Source organism: Niallia sp. FSL W8-0954 (genome assembly GCF_038005605.1).
In the GTDB taxonomy this organism is placed as follows: Bacteria; Bacillota; Bacilli; order Bacillales; family Cytobacillaceae; genus Niallia; species Niallia circulans_A.
The window spans coordinates 136348-157679 of the sequence record NZ_JBBOTN010000002.1; the positions used below are offsets into that span (position 1 = coordinate 136348).

The following is a 21332-nucleotide window of genomic DNA, read 5'->3' on the forward strand; positions in this document are numbered from 1 at the left end:
TTAATCAAAAGATGAAGAACTATCACTTGAAGAGTCATTACTATAATCACTAGATGAATAATCATAAGAATTATTGTTTGTATAATCAGAACTACTTGATGACTCGTTTGAATTTTCAATCATTTCCCTTAGGACATTTCCATTTTCAAAATAAAAATTATTATTGAAAAACTCATTAGAGTTTTTGTTAGTTTCATAACTGCTTTTATTAGAGTAACCTTTCAATTGCCCATTTTTCATTCCACTTCGTTCTCTTATTTCAGTACCATTACTTACGTTTATGAATTGTTGGATTTTTCTATGTTCCAAACTGTCTCTTCGTTGTTCTTTTTTCAACTCCGTTATATTTCTTTTCAAGTAGTCAATAACAAACATTAACGATATAACACATATTAGAAGAAAAATAATCATTTAAAACTATCCTTTCCGATTGAAATAGACACTTTGTTTAAAGGCCAATAACGCATTCCAATGCAGCCTTCTACACTTTCAATAGGAATTGTTCCTATTTCTCTACTATCCGTACTAAATTGTCTATTATCCCCTAATACAAATAAATGATCAGCTGGTACTTTCCCCACTAAAGCATAATCTTCCGTATAAATATCTTTGTTTTTAGGTATAAACACCTCATCAATAGCTTCATTATTTATAAACAATTGATTGTTCTTGTATTGGACCGTTTCACCTGGCAACCCAATTACTCGCTTTACTATTTTCTCTCCTGATGGAAGACGGGCAATTATGATTGAAAATCTATCCGGTGTATTAAATTTATTTATTAGAACTAAATCACCATTCTGTAGTGTAGGCTTCATAGATTCTCCATCTACCTTTAAAGGAACAAAAATAAATGATCTTACGATGAACAATACTATAAAAAAAATAAGAATTTTCCTTACATATGTTTTCATTTTTGTTCTCTCTTCTTGACTCATCATCTTATATCTATACTCCTATCTATTTTCGAAAACAGCCTATATCAAATAACCTTCCACTTTTTGTTACACCTGTTTCTAAAGTTAATATCCAATCATAGACATCATCTAGATTAAATCCATTTATCTTCAATTCTTTTGGGAATTCTATTTCTTCCTCAAAAATTTTATATAGCTTTTCTTTGGCCGTTTCAATTGGTCCAAATCCATATATATATTGATGTTTTACCTTCTTCCCCTCTCTATAAGATTTACGAATATACAAATACACCTTTCCTTTAGAGGTTTTCTTAGTTAAGTAACCCACCCTTTTCATGTACAACCTCACCTTTTTGTTTCTCCTACAAGTTGAAATTTTCTATATGTAGGGGAAACCCGTTTCAAAAAAATATTCCATTATAGATATAAATAGCTTTATCCAACCTATCAAACAAATCCATAACGGAATGGAGAAACATCCCCCTAAAAATACCCCTTTTATTAGGTTGCCTTCTAAGGTTTCTATTACTTCTTGTCTGATCAAATTAATTCATCCTTTTTTAATGATTTCTATATATTCGTCCGATTTAATTAGTAGATTGGTAAAACTCTTATCGTTAAATGTATTTTTATGTAGGTGTCCCCAACAAAGAATGTACTTTCCGATTAATTCTTCATCCGTATAAGTGAAATATTTAAAGTATTTTTCAAAGATAACGATTGAAAAAGGGATATTATTAATTTTTTTAAAGTTCAAGTAAATAACTTTTTCTCTTCTATTTATTGCTTCTATCTCTCCATGAACTAAATAAGGAAGGTTAAGTACAGCCATATCAGACCATAACTTCTCATGAGCTACCTCTTGGGACAAAATCAAATTGGAAATAGGGATTTTGTGGCCTTTCACTTGAATTAAAATACTACTAAGAATATCTGGTTCATAAGTGGAAAACAATTTAACAATAGATTTCAGTGAGCTTATGCTGTTAGGAGGAGCGGTTTCGTTTTTTATTTTAATAGTTTCCTTATTCTTTTTTTCTTCATCTTTGTCTTCTCTTTGGATTTTTCTAGGTTCATAATCAGGGTCTAATTTATTAAAACTTAATTTAATCACTGTTTCACTTAACCCTTGATCTATAAAATCACTTTGATAGTCATTAATTTTCGAAAGGCTCTCTTCAAACGATAGAGGTCTGTAAAATCCACAGGAAGAAGTGTGCTTAGATTCATTTTTACCTGTAGTTTTAAAATATGGTGTTGTTCTTTCGTTACCTTTTACATGAACCAATGGTGCCTTGCAGCTTTTATCGATACAATAAATTTGTTGACTGTGTAGTTCATCATTATATTCATTAATAGAGATAATTCTTCCATCACGAATCATAGCTGATATCATTTAATGTCTTCCTTTCATAACATAAATTTAGCTTTAACATATGTGCTCCAATTAACTTGGCGGCACTTCCATTTATACTTCTTCTCTTGCTTTCTCAAATAAGATATAGTTGCTTTTCTAATATTTTTTGCAAACTCTAATGCCTCTTCCATCTCAGAAAAGGAGAATGTCGTTCCGCTCAAAATATAGTCCTCTAAACAGTCCTGATCCTTTGTTAGCAAACTATCAGAGAAAATGATTTTTGCTCCTTTATTTCTACTAAACAAATGAAAATGTTGCTTTTTAATTTCTAAATGTATGGTTACCTTTTGGTAAGCTAATTCTAATAAATACTTTTCAAATTTTTCATCTGAAAAAGAAATTTTATAAAATACGCAAATCTTACCTTTTACACCTTTAATGTCCGTAGTAATGAAGAACATTATCTTAGCTCCTTTTTATGCAGACAATCCTTCAAAATAAGCAAGTGATGATTGAATTGCTCCAGTTACTCCGCGTCCTTGATGATAAACAATTGTTTTGTTTTGCTCTTTGCAAATCTCCTTAACCATAATCATAGATTTACGATTTATTGCCCCTTTTAACACAACTACACAATCCGCCTTATTGATTAACGTTTGGTATTCTTTTTTATTTCCTGACTTTTTCGATTCTCCAGGATGATGTAGCACTTTAAGCTCAAATCTGTCGCCCATTTTTTTGAACGTTTTATCTTGATTTCCACCAACAACCAACAATGTATTTGCCATTATGATCACTCCAATTACTTAATTTAAAATAATCATAACACAAAATACCACAAATACAACTATTTTTTTAATAAAACAAAACTTTCATTACATCATTCACAACCGAATCTCTTCTTTTGTTTTTAAGACATTAACAAATCGGTTATATTTTGATAAGATATATGCACCTATATCAGGGTGAACATAGATTGTTCCATGTAACAATACGTTTTCTATCGCTTCAGTCATTTCTTTAGTAGGCATTCGTTTGGATAAAAAACCGTTAAACATATTTAATTCAAAAGGAAACCCATTATCATTTTCCTTAATCAAAATGAACTTAGTACCATACTCGTACAAAGTCTTTATCTTATCCATAGCTTTTACTTCTTTTAAAGCCTCTTGTGTGAGAATTATAAGTTTTGGCTCACCACGTAAAGTATCTTGTAGACTATCTTTTGTCGAGACTATATAATCTTTACCGAATTTCACCTCCAATAGATCTTTAAAGCCTTTGCGAAAAGTAATATTCTCATTTTCAACAATAAAAATACATTCCTTCATAGCTGGTCCTCCCTAAGAAATCAAAAAAACCCTATCTTAAGTAAGACACCATAAAAGTGTCTAACTCAGATAGGGTTTTTCCCTTTAGATATTCAATTAATTGATATTATTATATCCTTTGAATCGCTAGATATCAACGTTTACTTCAAACTTTGATGGCTTTGTTAGTTTAGAATATGTCCATTGAGTAAGGTTACATATCGCCCTATACCATTTTCATCAATATACCAAGCTATTCGTGATGCTAAACCTATTGATGCATTATGATTATGAAGTGGTACTGCCGACTTATAGACTTTTTCTCCAGGATTAGGACTAACTAATACAATTGGCTTCTTATAATCATTAACTATCCAACAACCGTATTCTTGACAAGGAGAAACATACCAATTGGCATCCGTTCTTCCAGCTGGAAAATCCGGTTTAAAAGGATAGCACGATTTTTCTAAGGTTTCAATTTGTCCTTGTATCTCAGGATAAGAGATTTCCTCTTCTGCTAATCCATCCAATTCTTTTTGATTTATTTTTATATCCAGTTCCAAACTACTTATGGGTAAATATCTACTACATTTTGAAACAACGAACGGATTATCTACATCTACCTTATTCTTAATTGAACAGGATTCTGTTAAAACATCATAAAGATCACAAGAATTCCGGCATGTATAAGATATTTCTTTCGCATTTTTTGTATTATCTACTACTAAAGACAACAAGATATCACCTTCTTTATTTATGCTGCACCAAATGCATATGGGATTATAAAGCTAATAATCAATAGAAATCCCGCAGATGCCCATAGTCTCTTACTCCATCTACCAAATTCAGGGTGTTTCAAAAGTTTATAGAATAGAAACATCACTAATCCAACTAATGTCATTCCCACTACTGTATAAAAACCAGATAACTGTAATAAGTTTATTACATCAGTTGCAAACAGTGTAACATTTGTTGTGTTTATTGTAAATAATACAATTAAAAAAATACGAATTATAAAGAAAGAAATTGGAGCCCAAATTAGTACACCGGTAGCCCCTTTCATAACTTGCCCAGTTTTTGTAACAATTGAATACCCTAGCCTAACAACTCCAACCAGGAACATTATCGTAAAAAGAGATGAGAATAAACTAGAAACTATCGGTGCAGAATCATTTATGGAATTTCCCCAATTTGTAATCATATCATCCATAGATGGAGCATCACTAAAGGGATTTGCCATTGCTTTTGTAGGAATCAATAAAATTGTGATTATTATTAATGACATAATCGTTTTGACTTGGCTTCTAATCATTAAAGATCCCTCTTCGTTGATGAACTTTAAAAGTGAATTTGGACTCAAAAGTAGTGGATTGCATTCTACCATCAACAGCATAAACCTTATGTGAATAACTGAAATTATTGGCATTCTGATCCATGATATTTTCTACTGTAGCTAACCACTGAGAAATAATTTGTTTATTCACAGGTTTTGTTTTTGCCTCTTTTAAAAGAGGCGTAATTTTATTACCAGGAATTTTTAAACTTACATGGATGAGATTTGTCATGTATTTAAAACCACTTACATCAAAAAATTGGATGAAATTCCGATATTTTTCTAACACCTTAAATTGCTCATATAATGTACTCATTATTTTTGCCTTTTCTAGGCTTCCAGATAGTGGGATACTGATTGTTAAATCAATATTATGATGGTTCATTTCTCCTGAAGGTAAGACTTCTAAATGTCCTTGAAATGGACAATTTAAATCATCGCATAATGGTGAAAGCCAGCTATAATTAGCAAATATAAGATTTTCTTTTACATTTTCATAATAGTCATCTTCTTGCTTTATTTTCTCTGTACCAATTGGCCCTATTAAAACAAACTTATCTCTCGTTTTAAATTCTAATCTCGATAAGTTTAATTGTTTTTCCTTAATTGTTACCATAATCTCATTTATACTTTTTTCTCCTATACGAACCATTTCCATTTCTCCTTTTCATTTTTAAATTGTATTGGTTTTATCATTCCATTTTGGACTTTAATTTTTGTATAGAACGGTGTTTCTGGAAGATTGTCTATAAAATTATCAAAACTTGCTATCCATTGTCCTAAAACATCCGTTTTATTTTCATTTATTAAATAGGATTTTTCCTTAGGGTTAAGGTAAATTCGAATTTGATTTAACTGTTTTCTTTCTCCTTGAACCTCTATCGAATTAATTATGGGAAAAAGAGGGATGAGCTTTTTAAATTTGCTATATAATTGGGATAAAGTTGATAATTTATCAACTGCTTCTACAGGGATAATAATCTCTATATATTGCTCTTCCCGTATAAATTCACCTCTATCATTAATTTCTAAATTTACTGTAAAATCATGAACTTTAAGAGTGCTTAAAGGCAATAAGCTTCTCTCGTACATATTAATTACTTCTTGAGATAGCACCTCTAAGTAATTTTTCTTGAGTGACGTATTAAATGTATCTCCATATAAACAACCAATATAGAATTTATTATCTTTTATCCTATAATCTAAATTTAGTTTTTGAATATAACGATTGTCATCCTCAATCACAGACAATATAGATTCTAAACCAGCTGTGTTGATTTCAGATCTCATTCCACTGCCCCCTTTAGATGGCTTTTTATAATTTCTTTCATTTTTTTTATCATTGATGTACATTAGTATAGTATTAATATATATAGTAAAACTGTCGAAGTTTGTCGATTACAGGGATATTTTTACTAATTTTCATGAAAAATTCACCAAAAACTAGTTAAATAGACCTTTACTGGTGGATTTGTACCCGAGAGGATTCCCCCTTCACTAAATGAACAAATCCTAATTTGTTCATTTAGTGAAGGAGGTGAACTAAATTCACTTCCTCCGAATAGCAAATAACCCTTAAATTGCAGCTGCCTCATATTCGATTTTTTCATCCGGGATAATATAATCTGATGAAACAGCATGTTCTAAAATTTCTATCTTTAAAACTCTTATATTTTTTCCTTCTCTTTCAATTTCTAAAGACAAGGAATCCTTTCTATTTATTCGATACACACTTTCGCCAATATTTATCCACGCTCTTTTACCATCTGAAACATGAATATATTCCTCTTCCATACCTAGAACAGATACAAGCCAACGCTGCTTCCCTTGTAAATTATCAGCTATTTTTGTAGTGGGTATATCATCCACTTGATCCTCTATTTCTGAATTTACTTGTTTATTTCTACATTCTCGAGAAGTTGTGGTATTTAAATCTGTAAGGTTAAGTTCCTCTTCAAGAGGTCCACTTTGCTCGTCACATAGTTCCTCAAAATTAATTTCTTTAGTCAAATTCGATAAGTATTCTATTGTTCTATCATCTAATTCTGAAACAGTCGGAGTAATATGATAAATATTAGTTGGGCGCATAACTTCTTCCCAATCATCTTCCTGTATATTTAGATTTTGAGTTTCTTCTAAATAAATAATTTCATCTTTCGATTTAGGTTCTGTCTCTGTTGGAATTAATCCATTCTCTAAATAATACTGTTTCATCTTTAAATCCATACAGACTGCATGGAAAAAATATTCTATTAGAAAATACATATATACAAACCAATCTAAATTTATCGTAATAGTATGCATTTTTATCCTCCTAAAATAATTCGAATGCCAGCTGACCACTGACTACTCTAAGTTTATTTTTCTTTTCTGGTTTTTCCTCCACTAAATCAAACAAGGAAATTTGTGAACTATCATTATTTGTTTTAGACTCCCTCTCACTTCGAGTTAAATAGTCTACTATTTCACCATCAAGAGCTGAATCACTTCCAAAAGCAGCATATAAATCTACTTCCAATATCATTTCGTTAAAATGAAAACCAGGAATTTTACCTTTCTCTATATTGCTAGCGATAGTTTTAGATTTTCTTATAAGAACATTTCTTGAACTGTCAGTTTTAATGTACTTATTAGCCCATTCTTCGAAATATTCTTTGTTTGATTTTAATGAGAAATTCTTTGGTTTTCCAATATTAGAAAGAATTTCTCTAGCTCTATCAGACGCTTCTGCAACCCATTCTTCCGTACTTCCTTGAAGCACATTTCCTTTCTTTATCGACTGTATTAACATGGATTGTAAATCGCCAGTATCCCCTAACATAGCATTCAATCCATCACTTGAAACATCACCGTTAATAGCACCAGCAGCTTTATTCTTCATGGCTATCAATGTTGCCATTTGTTCTTGGTACATATTTTTATACGCTAAATAATACAGTCTACACTCCTCAGTTTGTTTTATTCTCCACGCTCTTCGTGCAGCTTGATTAATTGTAAATAAAGACCAACTAAATTGATAAAATATCAATGTTGGAGTACATAATAGTCGGGTAGGTCGGAGATGTTACCACCTCTTTCCCCCCTAAGAACCGTACTTGTACCTTTCAGCACATACGGCTCAAGCCATCTATCATCCTCTCAACTTAATAACGGAACTTCTTGAATGCTCTTTTCATAAGATTAATAGCCTTTTTACTATTCACGTCTTTGATACCATTGCTTTCTAGGTAGTTTACGACTTTTGGTAATTTCTTACCTTCGCCATAATTCTCTAACAATACATGGTGTGTTTTATGACATGATTTGTGTAGTAGTTCGAGGTTATCATAACTATCAACTCCGCCAATTACTACAGGCACTATATGATTGCTTTCAATTGGTTCTATTCCTTGTAAGGATTCACCACAAATTCTGCATTTGTATCTGCTCTTTTTCGCAAGTTTCCTTTTAGCATTAGTATTTTCCCTATTGAATATTTTCTCGTCACGTTTATCAAAGTAAGCTTTAAGCGATGCGTCAAATGGACTATTATATTGTTTGATCTTTACGTGTCTTTCAATCTTAGTCCAACTCATGCGAATAAGCTGTTTCGTATTATCTTTTGGACACGTTAGGAGCCACTTGTCTTTGCTTACGCCTGTATTGTCTGGTTTAAAGTACATTTTCATCAGTTTTCTAAATGAAGTTCTATGATGTCTGTGTTTAAGGTAAATTACGACTTTTTCATTAACATAAGTATCAATGTCTCTGAAAATTACTTTGGCTACTGTTGGTGACCAATAGTTTGCAATCCCTTGTAATACACGATTCAGTTTTTCAATTAGATATGCTGTTTCTCTGCCTTTTCCCCAGTCGAATACTTCCTTGATTTTCTGTTTAGCATTTTTGACACTTTCAAGTGATGGTTTAATGAATAATTTATTTCCATCCTTAGTTGGGTATTGTTTGAAGTTAAATCCGAGGAAATCGAATCCTTCACTAATATGAACAACTCTTGTTTTCTCCTTTGCTAACTTCAATCCACGTTTGTCTAGATATGGTTGTAATTTTTCGTACATCCCAACGGCTTGTTCTTTCGTAGGGCAGACGATAACGAAATCATCTGCATATCTAACAACGCCAACTGACGAGGTATACAATGTATCTCCCTGTCTTTTAGAGTGGATATATCTTACTCCAATTTCTTCTTCCATCCCATGTAATGCTATGTTCGCTAACAGTGGTGAGATGATTCCGCCTTGTGGTGTTCCCTTGTCTGTTTTATGGAATGTAGCATTGTCAACGTATCCACTTTCCAACCATTCTCTAACGATTTTGTTATTTGGGAAGTTTTTAATTCTTTCCATAATAAGGTCGTGGTTTAAGTTGTCAAAGCAGCCTTCAAAATCACCTTCGAAAATCCACCCCTTAGCGCTTCCTCTGCTTAATTTCACGAATAAATCGCTCATAGCGTCATGTGCGCCACGTTTAGGTCTAAATCCATACGATGTCATTTCAAATTTTGCTTCCCACTGTGGTTCTAGAGCAGTTTTAAATACGTTTTGGTACACTCTATCAACAATTACAGGAATGCCTAACGGACGTTTCTTTCCATTCTTTTTAGGGATATATGTTCTTCTAGCCGGTTTAACCTTAATATTTCTTATACTGTACATTTTAAGTTTGTTGTATAATTCAACTCGCTCTTGCGGAGTGTTAGAAATATATCCGTCTATACCAGCTGTCTTTTTGCCTCTATTTTCTTGCGTTACGCGCTTAATACTTAACAGTAAATTCGCTTTACTTCTAAGTAGAAGTCTTTGTAATTTCCTTACTTTTCTCGTTTGTTTAAGTTGTTCGGCACGATAGATTCGTTGTTGAAGTTTCCTTACATAGCGATTAACTTTCATCCAATTAATTGAGTGCCAGTTATCCACCAGTGGGGAAACAGCCGACGCAACGTACTCGTTGGTTTTCATAACATATCTCCCTCTCTTTAAGGATTATTCTTTTCGCTTTCTATTCGTGTTGATGACCACGTGGAAGTCTGCAATCTTTCGATTTGGGTATTGCCCTATTCGACGGCTTATACAAATGAGTTTTCACCTTAACTTTCGTTATGTCGACATTCGCTTTCTCCACGTTCCTTTACCCTCTACATATTGTGGTTTCCTTACGGTCACCCTACCTTAGATGAGAGGAATGTATAGGGCTTACCAAGTTTCACTAATAATAGATACGTTAGGTTAGGCATCCTTCTTTACTCCGGTGGATCTATGGGTCATTTCGCAGTTCCTCGACCGTAGAACTTTTCCTATCCACATCTACAAGCTTGTTCAATCACAGTACGCTTGTTGTCGGTAACGAAGACTACAAAGGTTCAGCTTACGCTTATACCTTCCTAACTTTCCCTAGCTCTTTTGGAATTCTGTGTAAATTCCTCCATTAAGCATTTAACCCTCATGCAACCCAACAATTCGATTACTCGAAAAGCAGTGTCGGGCGGGAACGTCCTCAATGACTAAGACGGTTTCTTATGGAAACACTATTATTTAGCAACTTCTTGTCGCACGGTCTAATCCTACTTTCACTAATTCTTGAGATACAATACAAACATCATAATTTTCTTTTTTTATCTTTTTTTCTAACCATTCACTTCGTCTATTTGTACTTGTTGAAGAAGTATCCAGGATACAGACCTTAGCACCAATCATTTCTAAAATATGCTTTAATCGTGGTCTAACATCCCTACCTTCAACGCTTGACCCGGTATCTCGAACATAAACAATAGATTTTCTTCCTTCAGATATCTCGCCCTTAATTATTTCCTGTAACTTCTTCTCTTTACTAAGAATTCTTTCTTGTTCAAATGGTTCTGGCTTCCAAATAAGTTCACCATTCATATAAAATGCCGGATAAGTAAATGGATTATCTGGGTATGAAATTCCAGTCTGAGTTAACGGCATATATAATTTAAACCCATCTTCTAACTCCTCAATGGATCTTTCAAAAGTGTTGACCATTCTCAGATAATTTTGTTGAAGATCTTCATCTGGTTTCACTAGTATAGTTGGCACATTCACGAATTCAACTGGATCTGGCCAAACATCAACTAATCTAACAAGTACTGTATTTTGTACAAGAAATTTTGAAAAAACAAACGGTGAAATACCTGGTAGTATTTTCTCGTTTCTTTTTGTCCCACCTCTTGATTGCTTGTTTGTATATTCAGCATTGGAATCTTGATTATAAGTGGTAGTTTCAATTACCCCATATTCTTCGTTCCATTTTCTAACTTCAGAATATTTATAACCATTTTCCACCATCAAAGAAGGAAACAGCCTCCATAAGGTATAATAAATATCTTCCGCTTTTCCACCAAATAATGTTCCCGTTCCTCCAACCACTTTCTTAGCTGCAGCTGCAATACTTCCAAGTGCATTTCCTTGAGCACTAGTCGATGCTTTCAATATCCATAGGTAAGAATTTGATGTTATCTCCAACTTTTCCCCGGATCCACACCGTACGTGAACCTTTCAGCTCATACGGCGCTCCATCTAGATTTATCTAATAATAATCCTTTCGAGTTTACATAGCTTCCTGAGTTGGTTTAGTTTCTCGATTTGTTTAGTGTGAAGGTTGAATCTATTAACATACTTTAATATGGTTTCTTCCTTAGTAGCGTGTATCGCTATGTGTATATCCTTATGAACAACAACAAGGTTTTGAAATTCGTCTGTTCCACCAAGAGAGGTAGGCATTTTATGATGACAATGAACGTCAGCTGCTTTGAGAGGTACTCCAGTAACATGACATCTTCCTTTTTGTGCGGAGTATTTAGATAATCTATTATCCATATACTCTACACTTCTATTAGGAAGTCTGGATTTCATTAGTTCAGCTAGTTCTTTATCCCAATCAAAGACTTTTTCATCAGTGTATGGGTTAATTGCCTGCGAATAATTTAAATTATTCTTGGTCTTCACTTGACTTATTGGAAATAGGTACACACCAGCAATTCTGTATGTTTTACGAGTATTTTCGTAAAACTTTAGATATGCTCCTATTTCTGGAAGATTAATAGGTTTACCATACCATGCTATCTTTTTAAGTCGGCTTTTGAGAGTTCGAAGAACTCTGTATTCAATATCGCTCATATCATTAACAATGTGAGTAGCGTATTGGAAGTTATTTTGAACTCCTAATACTACGGAATTGTAAAGATTGGCGTTACCGGCCGTAGGATGTTTGTGTATGTTATGAATTCTATCCTTCAATTTCGCGATGATTTGTTTTTGTTTGTCGTCATCAATATGAGAATAAAAGACTCTTTTGTTTCCTTTTCTAACGGCTTTAAATATATAACCTAAGAATGAAGAAGATTTCTTTCTAAGATTTATAATTTTTGATTTGTTAGGTGATATTTCAAGTTTTAGCCTTTTGTTTAAAAAGTCCACGACTGCATGAAACCACTTAACTGCTGATTCATAACTATTGGTCATGATTCGAAAATCATCAGCGTATCTCACTAAGAATCCCTCTTTAAGTTTGGAATTTCTTCTAAGGTTTGTATATTTCGAGTGATTTACAGAGTATTTATACCTTGTTTCAAAGCTTTCCCACTGGTCTGCTACCCATTGGTCTAAATCATTTAGAACTATATTGGATAGAAGAGGTGATAAAATTCCACCTTGAGGTACTCCTTTTGATGGTATGCCTTCTCCTTTAATCGGCGCTTTAAGCATTTTACTTATGACCGAAATTACTCTCTTATCCCTTATGCCAATATTCCATAATTGTTTGAGTAGAATGGAGTGATTCACGTTATCAAAGAATCCTTTTATGTCAATATCAACCGTGAAGTGGTATTTATTGATATTTACTAGCGTTTGAACTCTTGCAACAGCATGTCTTGTTGTACGTGTTGGTCTAAAACCATATGAGTGATTGTAGAACTTTCCTTCACATATGGGCTCAAGTATATTTAAGAACATATGCTGTACTATGCGGTCTCTTATACTCGGAATACCTAAAGGTCTTTTCCCTTTTGAATAATTTTTAGGTATCCATACACGTCTGACTGATTTGGGTTTGTAGTTCAATACTAGTTTTCTCAAATGATGAATAAACTTATCTTGATCAACTTTAGCAAGGTCTAGAATGGTTTGGTCATCCGTTCCCGGAGTCTTTGCACCCATATTAGATTTAACTTGCCGATATGCTAGCAAGATATTTTCATCGGAAATAATAATCTCTAACAAATCCTTAAAGTTTTTAGTACCTTCGCGGCTCCTCTGAAACAAATCATTTTGTATTCCCGTGAAATCGTAATATTGTTTATGTCGATTTGCTATTGCGCTCATTGGTGTAGAAATCATCTCCTTAAAGTGATTTCCAACTCACCTTCTTACCCGAAAGATGAGCTACAACTCTAACTCGGATTTTAATTAGAATTCTAGACTTGGGTCTATCCCTCCACTATGTTTCCATAGCTTCAGCGGTACTGTGACCCTACTTTCACAACCATAAACACACTTCAATTCGTAAGAATCTTATAGTGACCTCCCCACTGATAGGTGTTTAATTAGGAGTTGGTTGCTTACCACGTTCCGATATACCTAGCTTTGCATATACCCTTAGATGGTCGCTTTACACCTGTGAGCCTTATAGCCTCATCGTTGGCTATCCCGATTTTCATAACGAACAATTTTACTCATCGGTATCTCACCCTACATTTAGTAGTACGAAGGGTTTCCCAATCGTCAATCCTCTAGGCGCGTACATTCGCAATCTTCGTCAGTTCCCCACGGAACATTCTCATCATAGGTATTTTATAGCGTCCCGGCCTATCTCCAACCATACCTTCTCTATAAGAGTGGCTTCAGATTTGAATTCAGCCGACTTCACCTAGTTCCATACAGAATGCTTGTATTTCTATCAAATACTTGCATGTAGGAGTATCAGACTGTCGGTTTCAGCTCAACGTGACGGCTTTCATTTCCGACATCGGTATATCAGTTGTATCTAAGATTATTCTTAGACCACCTATTTCGTATCAAACGACACTTATAAGGTAACGTGTCACACGTTCATGAATCTCATCCACAATTGCAATATCAAAAAAATTTTTCATTTTTCTTCGAATGTATTCAATACTAGCAACTCTTCGTGGTTGACCCTGCTTTTTTGGTACCTCTTTTTGGTTACTTTGAATATGCTCTAATAAGTTCTTATTTCCCTCTTTAATGGCATGAATCAATTTCTTTTCATATACATACCATTCTTTTATTGATGAATAACGAGTTGCTACCTTCTTGGTCCATAAGCTTTCTCCACATTCTGAACAAAAGGCATTTGCGGGCTTTTGTGTATTTTGGAGCCTTCTTCCAGTTCCGAATTCGTCTTTATCCATGGTTCTTGTAGAACGCACTTCTATTTCTTTAGAAGGTTCATCCGTATCAGGAATCATTTTTATATCTTCAATTACCTGGTGAGCCTTTCCACAAGAAGGACAATAATAACCATATCGATAAGGTAATCTATCTTCACTTTGCTGTTTACTAGTTTTTTTCTGACTAAATTGAACAGCCGGAACGATAGATGAATCTCCTCTCATGGTCGTAAAAGATATAACGAAAAAAACTGGTTTTTTTGGTTTCTTTCTTCCACTCATTAACCAATCACGATGATAATTAATTAATTGACTCGTTCTTTCAATTACTCTCACTTCAGCATGAGGAATTATTTCTTTAATCTCTTCTGGCCACTTTTTAGTTAAAGAAGGTGGGCACATTAAAACACTATGATATCCTTCTTTATTTTTCATATCCGATAGTACATCAGCCACAGCAGTCATAATGGTACTTTATGTGTGGCATCCCAATCCGTAAGGATTGAGGTAGCCACTACCCATTTCGGGTGCGATAGGTAAGAATTTGAAGTAATCTCCATCTTTTCCCCCGCCTCACACCGTACGTGCGATTTTCACCGCATACGGCGTTCCATCGGGAAGCCATATTTTAAACTGTTGTCTCAGTTCTCCATAAAGCCTGTTATAGCATTGCGACTATAACTGACATCACACTAATTTGTTCAAATACGAATAAGAGTTAATTAATCCTCGAAAGCCGTACTTATTTAGCCTCTTTAAGCAACTTTCTAAGTTGCTCTATTTTCTTTCCACCTTTGGTATGGGTAACAGGATTTTCATTGTGAACCAGCTTGTGGCATGTTTTGCATAAGGAAACTAGATTTATCACCTTATTGACTTTATTGAGCGGTAGTTTAGGGTTTTTGTGATGTGTATTAAGATTCCATTCATATAGTGAAACCTTACAGCAGTTACATTTCCCCCTATCTCTGTTAAATGCGTACTCTCTATTTAGATAGAATTCGAAATTATATATCGGATAACGGTTATTGAGTTGATAGAAAGGAATATCCTCTTGGAAGAAATTCGGTCTTTCTAGTGCCTCACGTTTGCCAGTTGTCCGTTTATAAATATTTCTACCTTCTTCTGTGTAGGGAGACATTAAGAGATTCACTTTCATTGCATTACGTTTAGGAGTAAATGCAAATTTGGTTATTCCTACTTTGGCTCCATGCTCTTCAACGAAGAACACCTTGCTTTTTTGCTCTTTATGTCTATCTCTTCTATTTATAAGGGTGTCCGCTGGAGTAGTTAGTTGATGATATCGTCCTCGACGATTGTTCATAAACAACCATGTTCTCCATTGGGCATAATGAATACGTTTATCAAACCCTTGAAATATAGTAGATACGTTGGCGATTTTATAATAATTTGCTATACCGACAATCTTTGAGTTGATACTCTCGATTATGGCAACCTGTTTGGATTTAGTACCGCGATGGTCATAAAGGGTTTTAATATCTTTATTAATTTCCTTTATTTTCAATTTGGCTTTATCCATATTAGGAATAGCTTTTCCTTGTATGCTGCCTTTTCTAAGCCGATGTTCTTCTGCAAAAATCCAGAATCCTAAGAAATTGACCCTATTAGTTCTCACATCAGTAATTAAGGTCTTTTCCTTGGATAGCTCCAGTTTCAATTGGTGGTTAAAATATTTCTCCACTTTTTTGAGAATCCTTTTGGCATTTTCCTCACTTTTACAGAGTATAACCCAGTCGTCTGCGTATCTGATTAGAAATGTATCTTCGTGTCTTTGACGAACACGTTGTAACCCATTTCGAGAAACGTCTTTGACCTTATACCTAGCTGGATGCTCTTGGAACATTCTAGCAATCTCCCAATCAAAGTAATTAAGATAAATGTTAGCCAGAAGAGGTGAGATGATACCGCCTTGTGGTGAACCACTAACGCTGTCTCTGAAGTTACCTTCTTCCATAATTCCTGCTTTTAGCATCTTCTTAATCATCATAAGCACTCTTTTGTCTCGGATTCCTAATGTCCACATTATTTCAATCAACTTATTGTGATTGATATTATCGAAATATCCTTTAATATCGCCCTCTATTACCCAATAGGTTTTGCTTCTCCTAATACGTTCTAGTGTTTCAGCAATGGCTTGTTCAGCTGAACGCATTGGTCTGAAACCAAAGCTGTAATGGTAAAACTTAGCTTCTGCTATGGGTTCAATGACAATTTTGGCTATTTCTTGTATGATGCGGTCTATCATGTTAGGAATACCCAAGGGACGTTGCTTACCATCTGATTTGGGAATGTACTTTCTTCTTACTGGACTAGGTTGATAATTATTGATATTCCTACGAATTAGGGACATCAACTTATCTCTGTCCATTTGAAGATAGTAATCAATAGTCTTACCATCAATACCAGCAGTTTTGCTTCCTTTATTACCCTTGATATTATGAATGGCGGTCAGTATAGTCTGCTCGTTCTTCATAAGTTCAATAAGGTTATAGAAAGGTTTATTGCTTTCTTTGGCTAATCGGTACATACTATCAAGTGCTAGTTTTAGCTCTTTTTCGTTTTGTGGAAATTGTTTATTATCCTTCATTTCTATGTGGATCGCCCCCTTGATTAGAGAAAATGGACTATCCGAAATGAATTAACTCTTTTACTCTCACATGGTTCGTTTGAACATTTTCCTCAATTAGTGCAATACTTCTCGACTAACACCCTTCCCTAGAATAGTTTCTACCCTCTCTTACATTTCGTTGCAGAAGCAACTTATAGCAAGATACAAACGGCTATTCATTATTGGTACTATGGTGTCGCTGACTTCCAATAAGTTTCATAAGTTCCAATACCTCCACTTATTGGCTCTCGCACGTTCCCTTTAAACCAGCCCTTCTTTTACATTCCTTAGATGCCCTCTATACTCCGGCGCAACTTGTTCATGAGTAGACTATTCCTAACTCTCATGAATCTTATATAGGCACTGGAAAGACCTATATAAGCAATTTCTCTACTGGCAAAAGGGAAATACCTTCACGCAAATCCCAACCATATATCTCGTTATTAGGTTGGGGAATGAGTAACGGAGCGTACATACGAGGGTTCGATTTCGCTCATCATAGAATGTTTTTAAAGCCTACCGCCCTATATCCACGTTCAACGAGTTCGCTTCAAGGACGACTTCACCTAGCTTCAGACCTCTATCACATTGGAATGATAGACGCATGTAGGAGTCTCATAGACATGACTTGACTTGGAATATTAGCCATGACAGGGAAATTTCACCCTGTAAATCGTTTAAAGAGTTGTAACCAATCTTATAAAGATTCGGCCCCCGCTTTTCGTGTTTAAGCTACACTTATAGCGGAACGTGCCGCACTACCTGTCGACATTTCGCCTTGGATGATTACAGCCTTACTCTTAGCAAGTTTTTTCGCTACAGCAGTACTTACATGAGCTTGAACTGGAAACAATTCACGTTTATAAGTACTAATTTTAGGACTAATATGATCCACTAAAGGATTATGAATTGGTGATACCTCTCTGCTAACTTTATTAATCATTCCCTCAACATTTTGTTGCATATACTCTGTCAAATCTGATACCATTTCTACTTCAGTTCCAGTACCCTCTTTGCGGAATCTTAACTTTTTCTCTTTAATCATTTTAGAGATTAAATTATCAACCTCTTCTTCTGTAGCTTGTAACTTAAATAAGGAAAATCCTTTTGGAAATAATTTAGAATCAAAGTAAATATCTACAGATTGTAAAATTCCTATATTTAAAAATTCATGAAAAATAATATCTTTCCATTCGGGTAGGATATGTAGTCCAAATTTGCCTCCGCCTAAAACTGTACGTAAGTCATCTGCTGGATCCCCAGTAAAAGATAAAATATAATCATCATTTCCCATTAATTCATCATGAACAACAACAATTGCTTTTCTATTATTAATAATAGTCATTGGAAATTTTTCGTATTTCCCTTTTTCTGTATAGAGTTCCAATTCTTTTGTATAAGTATAATCTGTTAAGCCTTTCTCTCCGTTTCCGAAAGACAAACCACTTGATCCTATATCAATAGCAGCCTTCATAGCTTGTACAGTAGAATCATTACCAGCAATAATAGTTAAAAGCAGTTTTGCTCTTTGCCAATTTTGCTTTGGTTTTTCATAGGCTAATCCATAGCAAAAAGCAGTCTGCCATGCATCATCAAGATATACTTCAATCATTTTTGGTGTTTCTATTAACTCTTCTGTTATACTTATCGTTTTAGTTTCCTTCATGCTTTCTACCTAATAAGAATAGAAAGCATCGATGCCTCTATCTAATTAGGTAGGGCACCTCCCTTTTATTATTTCATTTTTTTATCAATATACATATTAGATATATAAGACATTGCTGTATCAAAAGATGGACAAAGCTCATTAGATATAGACACTACTTCGGATCTTTTTGAATTATGAATCAAAAACCAATATTGGTTGTATTGATAACCGCAATATTCTATATATCTATCTTTGTATTTGAAATACGAGAACTGAACAGTTTCTATGTTCATATTTTCACCTTTGTGTGTGGTTATAATCTCATTTCCCATTACATTGTGCTTCCTGATTGGTTTAATCTTTAACAAGCGGCACAAGGGATACGCTTCCTTCTAATCCTGCTACTATATCTAGTAGATTCTGTCGATTTTCGATATTGATATCTTTTATTTCTTTAACCTTGTTAGCTGCTACGTCATATTCTCCAATCATTAATTCTATTTCCATCCACCACCAAATTTTATGGTAAGTTTCATTCCCATGATGAATCTGCTTTAAAATGCAATATCCATCCTGTTCTACTTTCTTTTCGATTTGTTTTACTAGTTCCTTGGTGGTCCTAGAATTCTTGGTACCCTCTTTTAATTTTCTCTTTTTAGATTGCTTTTTCGTCGTCATACCTCTCTCAATCCTTTCTGTTATGAATTCATCTATACAAGTGCTTCATTAAAATAACGCAAAAAAGCCTTTGTGATTTAATGTAGATAAATAGCTTATAAGCTATTTATTTTCATCAACCACAAAGGCTGTTAACGTTATATTAAGACTGCTAATCCCTTAAGGGATTGCAAATAAAAAATAAAAGTACGAAACATTTGTATAGTGGTATTATATCCCTACTTTTCTTTTAAGACAAGTAGATAACAAAATTGGTTTTCCCTTATATAATATATATTTTTAAAAGAATTGTTTTTATTAACTTAGTATTTATTTGCTTGCAAAAATTACAACCGCCCCTTGGAAATTTTTCAACCTATAAATACCTTAAAAAATTCACAATAGGGGTTGAAAATTTTACAAAGCGAAAATTATTAGATAATTGCGCCTTGTAATTTTTACAACCCCATGTTATATTTCCGCTTTGTAAATTTTGCAAGGGGGGATGTAAAAAATTCAAAACGCATTGGAAAATTTACAACCCTCCCTTACAATTTTGATAATGCGGAAAATATTAGTGGGTAACTCTAACATTATTTGTAGTTTTGAATAAAGATTGCTTAAGACATTTTAATGACTCTTTATTATTTTTAAGAATACAAAAATTTGAGGAAAGATTGTTCAAAATGTATTTTCTTTTAATAACACTAAAGAAAAAGAATTATAAGATATAAGCATATTAAAGATACAGGAAGAATGACGAAAATGTTTTTTGGCAATTAAATAATAACAAATAGAAGTTAATCTTTATGCTATATAGACCAAAATCATATAAAGCAATCCAATATCTTATAGCATTATAGATAAATTTAATATATTATTTGATTTATTTTTTACGCCGAAAGGTATTGTATGATAAATATTTGGTCTCTATATATTAACCGGTATAAATTTCCGTTCAACAGTGCAACTGGTCCTAGAAAGCGCTGGTGATTTTGCAATGGAGAATGTAGCTCCGTTAAAGGTATACTTTGTATAAACAAGCAATTTATCGCCGTTACCACTTCCTGTGAAAGTTACTTTTAACGTTCGCCTTTTGACACACCAAGAGTTTCTTGGTGCAGTGAGTCCGTCAACTCCTTATCCTACCTTCGGTCCGTTACCGTTGCCAGACGCCATATAAGGCTCTCTCGCCTTCGTGGGATTTTCCTTTGGTAATCCCCTTGGGTTAAAGTAAAAGAAAAAAGGACGCTCAGAAGCGCCCTCAATACGGAATAGAACTGTTTTGTTTTTTTAATTAATAATTTTTTTTATTTTATCAATATCATTATCAAGAACTCCATAAACAACACCGGGCATATTATACACATACTTACTATTTCCGAAGGTATATGAGAGGATAGGTGTAATGGTCATGAAATCATGATTCCCTTCACTTTTTTTATTAAGATTATTAATTTTTATTTGCTTTTTTTCTTGTGAATGAATGTTGAAAGACTGGTCAAACTCGTATGAAATGTCTTTCGTAAGGTCGTGAATTTCAGAAAAATTAATATCCTTGTCTGTTTTATTTTTAACACTAACATCTAAAGATAAAGAAGGATAACCAACATTATATTTACCCGAGGGTTCAATATGTTGATCTTGATAAGAAACATCACTTTGGATAGCTAAATTCCCAAAATTATATGCTTTTACATCCTCATTACCAAATTGAATAAGAACTTGATCTGCTGTTTCAACTTTATCGGTTAAGACCTTAGTAGTAACAATGATGTTAATCAACTTATAGTTTTGGTATATAATTCCTTCATCCACTTGGTAATCTATAACATCAATATTTGGATTGTTAAACTCAATAGATGACACCAAGTCTTTAATTGAAGAATTGGTGTTTTGGACATCTTGAACACCAAAAATATTAAAGGCCATACCATCTTTATTCTCAACGATATAACTTATAAAGTTATCACCGAATTTGAGATTTATATAGTTATGTTGATTACCTTCGACACGTTTGTTGTTTGTTTGAAATATCAAAAAGAAAACAACAAAGGCCAAAGCAACAATTGTTACTAAACTAAATACTTTTTTTCGGCTTTGTATCATGA

Annotated in this window: 21 protein-coding genes; all 21 read right to left on the reverse strand. The window is 33.7% G+C overall.

Annotated elements, in window-relative coordinates; genetic code table 11:
- The 21 genes from NX902_RS25180 to NX902_RS25280 all read right to left on the reverse strand — a co-directional run bounded on the left by NX902_RS25180 (nt 1) and on the right by NX902_RS25280 (nt 21330).
- Nucleotides 1-336 (reverse strand): hypothetical protein, encoded by a 336-nt coding sequence (locus NX902_RS25180; RefSeq protein ID WP_341123866.1) that lies wholly within the window; start codon nt 334-336, stop codon nt 1-3.
- A gap of 71 nt (nt 337-407) precedes the next feature.
- Complete coding sequence (gene lepB / locus NX902_RS25185) at nt 408-938, reverse strand: signal peptidase I (protein ID WP_047944161.1); 531 nt, start codon at nt 936-938, stop codon at nt 408-410.
- Nucleotides 939-960: 22 nt separating this feature from the next.
- Nucleotides 961-1254 (reverse strand): hypothetical protein, encoded by a 294-nt coding sequence (locus NX902_RS25190; protein ID WP_047944123.1) that lies wholly within the window; start codon nt 1252-1254, stop codon nt 961-963.
- Nucleotides 1255-1467: 213 nt separating this feature from the next.
- Nucleotides 1468-2301 carry a hypothetical protein gene (locus NX902_RS25195; protein WP_341161093.1) on the reverse strand — a complete coding sequence of 278 codons (834 nt, stop codon included), beginning with the start codon at nt 2299-2301 and terminating at the stop codon, nt 1468-1470.
- A 26-nt stretch (nt 2302-2327) separates the two neighbouring features.
- The gene (locus NX902_RS25200; RefSeq protein WP_341123864.1) at nt 2328-2735 is read right to left on the reverse strand and encodes a hypothetical protein; all 408 of its coding nucleotides are present in this window, start codon (nt 2733-2735) and stop codon (nt 2328-2330) included.
- A gap of 15 nt (nt 2736-2750) precedes the next feature.
- The gene (locus tag NX902_RS25205; protein ID WP_047944126.1) at nt 2751-3062 is read right to left on the reverse strand and encodes a DUF2325 domain-containing protein; all 312 of its coding nucleotides are present in this window, start codon (nt 3060-3062) and stop codon (nt 2751-2753) included.
- A gap of 96 nt (nt 3063-3158) precedes the next feature.
- A complete protein-coding gene (locus NX902_RS25210; protein WP_047944127.1) occupies nt 3159-3605 on the reverse strand; it encodes a response regulator transcription factor in 447 nt (148 codons plus the stop codon).
- Between the two features lie 164 nt (nt 3606-3769).
- Nucleotides 3770-4318 (reverse strand): hypothetical protein, encoded by a 549-nt coding sequence (locus NX902_RS25215; protein ID WP_341123863.1) that lies wholly within the window; start codon nt 4316-4318, stop codon nt 3770-3772.
- A gap of 20 nt (nt 4319-4338) precedes the next feature.
- The gene (locus NX902_RS25220; RefSeq protein WP_047944130.1) at nt 4339-4896 is read right to left on the reverse strand and encodes a hypothetical protein; all 558 of its coding nucleotides are present in this window, start codon (nt 4894-4896) and stop codon (nt 4339-4341) included.
- Nucleotides 4889-5569 (reverse strand): hypothetical protein, encoded by a 681-nt coding sequence (locus NX902_RS25225; RefSeq protein WP_047944131.1) that lies wholly within the window; start codon nt 5567-5569, stop codon nt 4889-4891. Before NX902_RS25225 ends, NX902_RS25220 begins: the two co-directional genes overlap by 8 nt.
- Nucleotides 5557-6207 carry a hypothetical protein gene (locus NX902_RS25230; protein ID WP_341123862.1) on the reverse strand — a complete coding sequence of 217 codons (651 nt, stop codon included), beginning with the start codon at nt 6205-6207 and terminating at the stop codon, nt 5557-5559. The genes NX902_RS25225 and NX902_RS25230 overlap by 13 nt, the downstream gene beginning before the upstream one ends.
- Before the next feature lie 285 nt (nt 6208-6492).
- Nucleotides 6493-7221, reverse strand: a complete 729-nt coding sequence (locus NX902_RS25235; RefSeq protein WP_341118253.1) for a hypothetical protein — start codon at nt 7219-7221, stop codon at nt 6493-6495.
- Nucleotides 7222-7231: 10 nt separating this feature from the next.
- Complete coding sequence (locus tag NX902_RS25240) at nt 7232-7798, reverse strand: hypothetical protein (RefSeq protein WP_341161094.1); 567 nt, start codon at nt 7796-7798, stop codon at nt 7232-7234.
- A 262-nt stretch (nt 7799-8060) separates the two neighbouring features.
- Nucleotides 8061-9875 carry a group II intron reverse transcriptase/maturase gene (ltrA, locus tag NX902_RS25245; RefSeq protein ID WP_144545618.1) on the reverse strand — a complete coding sequence of 605 codons (1815 nt, stop codon included), beginning with the start codon at nt 9873-9875 and terminating at the stop codon, nt 8061-8063.
- Between the two features lie 573 nt (nt 9876-10448).
- Entirely contained in the window at nt 10449-11366 is a 918-nt protein-coding gene (locus tag NX902_RS25250) for a hypothetical protein (RefSeq protein WP_341123859.1), read from the reverse strand.
- Between the two features lie 93 nt (nt 11367-11459).
- Nucleotides 11460-13259: a group II intron reverse transcriptase/maturase gene (gene ltrA, locus NX902_RS25255; protein ID WP_341123858.1), complete on the reverse strand. Its 1800-nt coding sequence runs from the start codon at nt 13257-13259 to the stop codon at nt 11460-11462.
- A 692-nt stretch (nt 13260-13951) separates the two neighbouring features.
- Nucleotides 13952-14752 carry a hypothetical protein gene (locus tag NX902_RS25260; RefSeq protein WP_341153313.1) on the reverse strand — a complete coding sequence of 267 codons (801 nt, stop codon included), beginning with the start codon at nt 14750-14752 and terminating at the stop codon, nt 13952-13954.
- A 277-nt stretch (nt 14753-15029) separates the two neighbouring features.
- The gene (gene ltrA / locus NX902_RS25265; protein WP_171510404.1) at nt 15030-16895 is read right to left on the reverse strand and encodes a group II intron reverse transcriptase/maturase; all 1866 of its coding nucleotides are present in this window, start codon (nt 16893-16895) and stop codon (nt 15030-15032) included.
- Between the two features lie 748 nt (nt 16896-17643).
- Complete coding sequence (locus tag NX902_RS25270; protein ID WP_213086491.1) at nt 17644-18582, reverse strand: hypothetical protein; 939 nt, start codon at nt 18580-18582, stop codon at nt 17644-17646.
- 336 nt (nt 18583-18918) lie between these two features.
- The gene (locus NX902_RS25275) at nt 18919-19242 is read right to left on the reverse strand and encodes a hypothetical protein (protein ID WP_152116068.1); all 324 of its coding nucleotides are present in this window, start codon (nt 19240-19242) and stop codon (nt 18919-18921) included.
- Nucleotides 19243-20514: 1272 nt separating this feature from the next.
- Nucleotides 20515-21330 (reverse strand): hypothetical protein, encoded by an 816-nt coding sequence (locus NX902_RS25280; protein WP_341118258.1) that lies wholly within the window; start codon nt 21328-21330, stop codon nt 20515-20517.
- Nucleotides 21331-21332 lie beyond the last annotated feature (2 nt).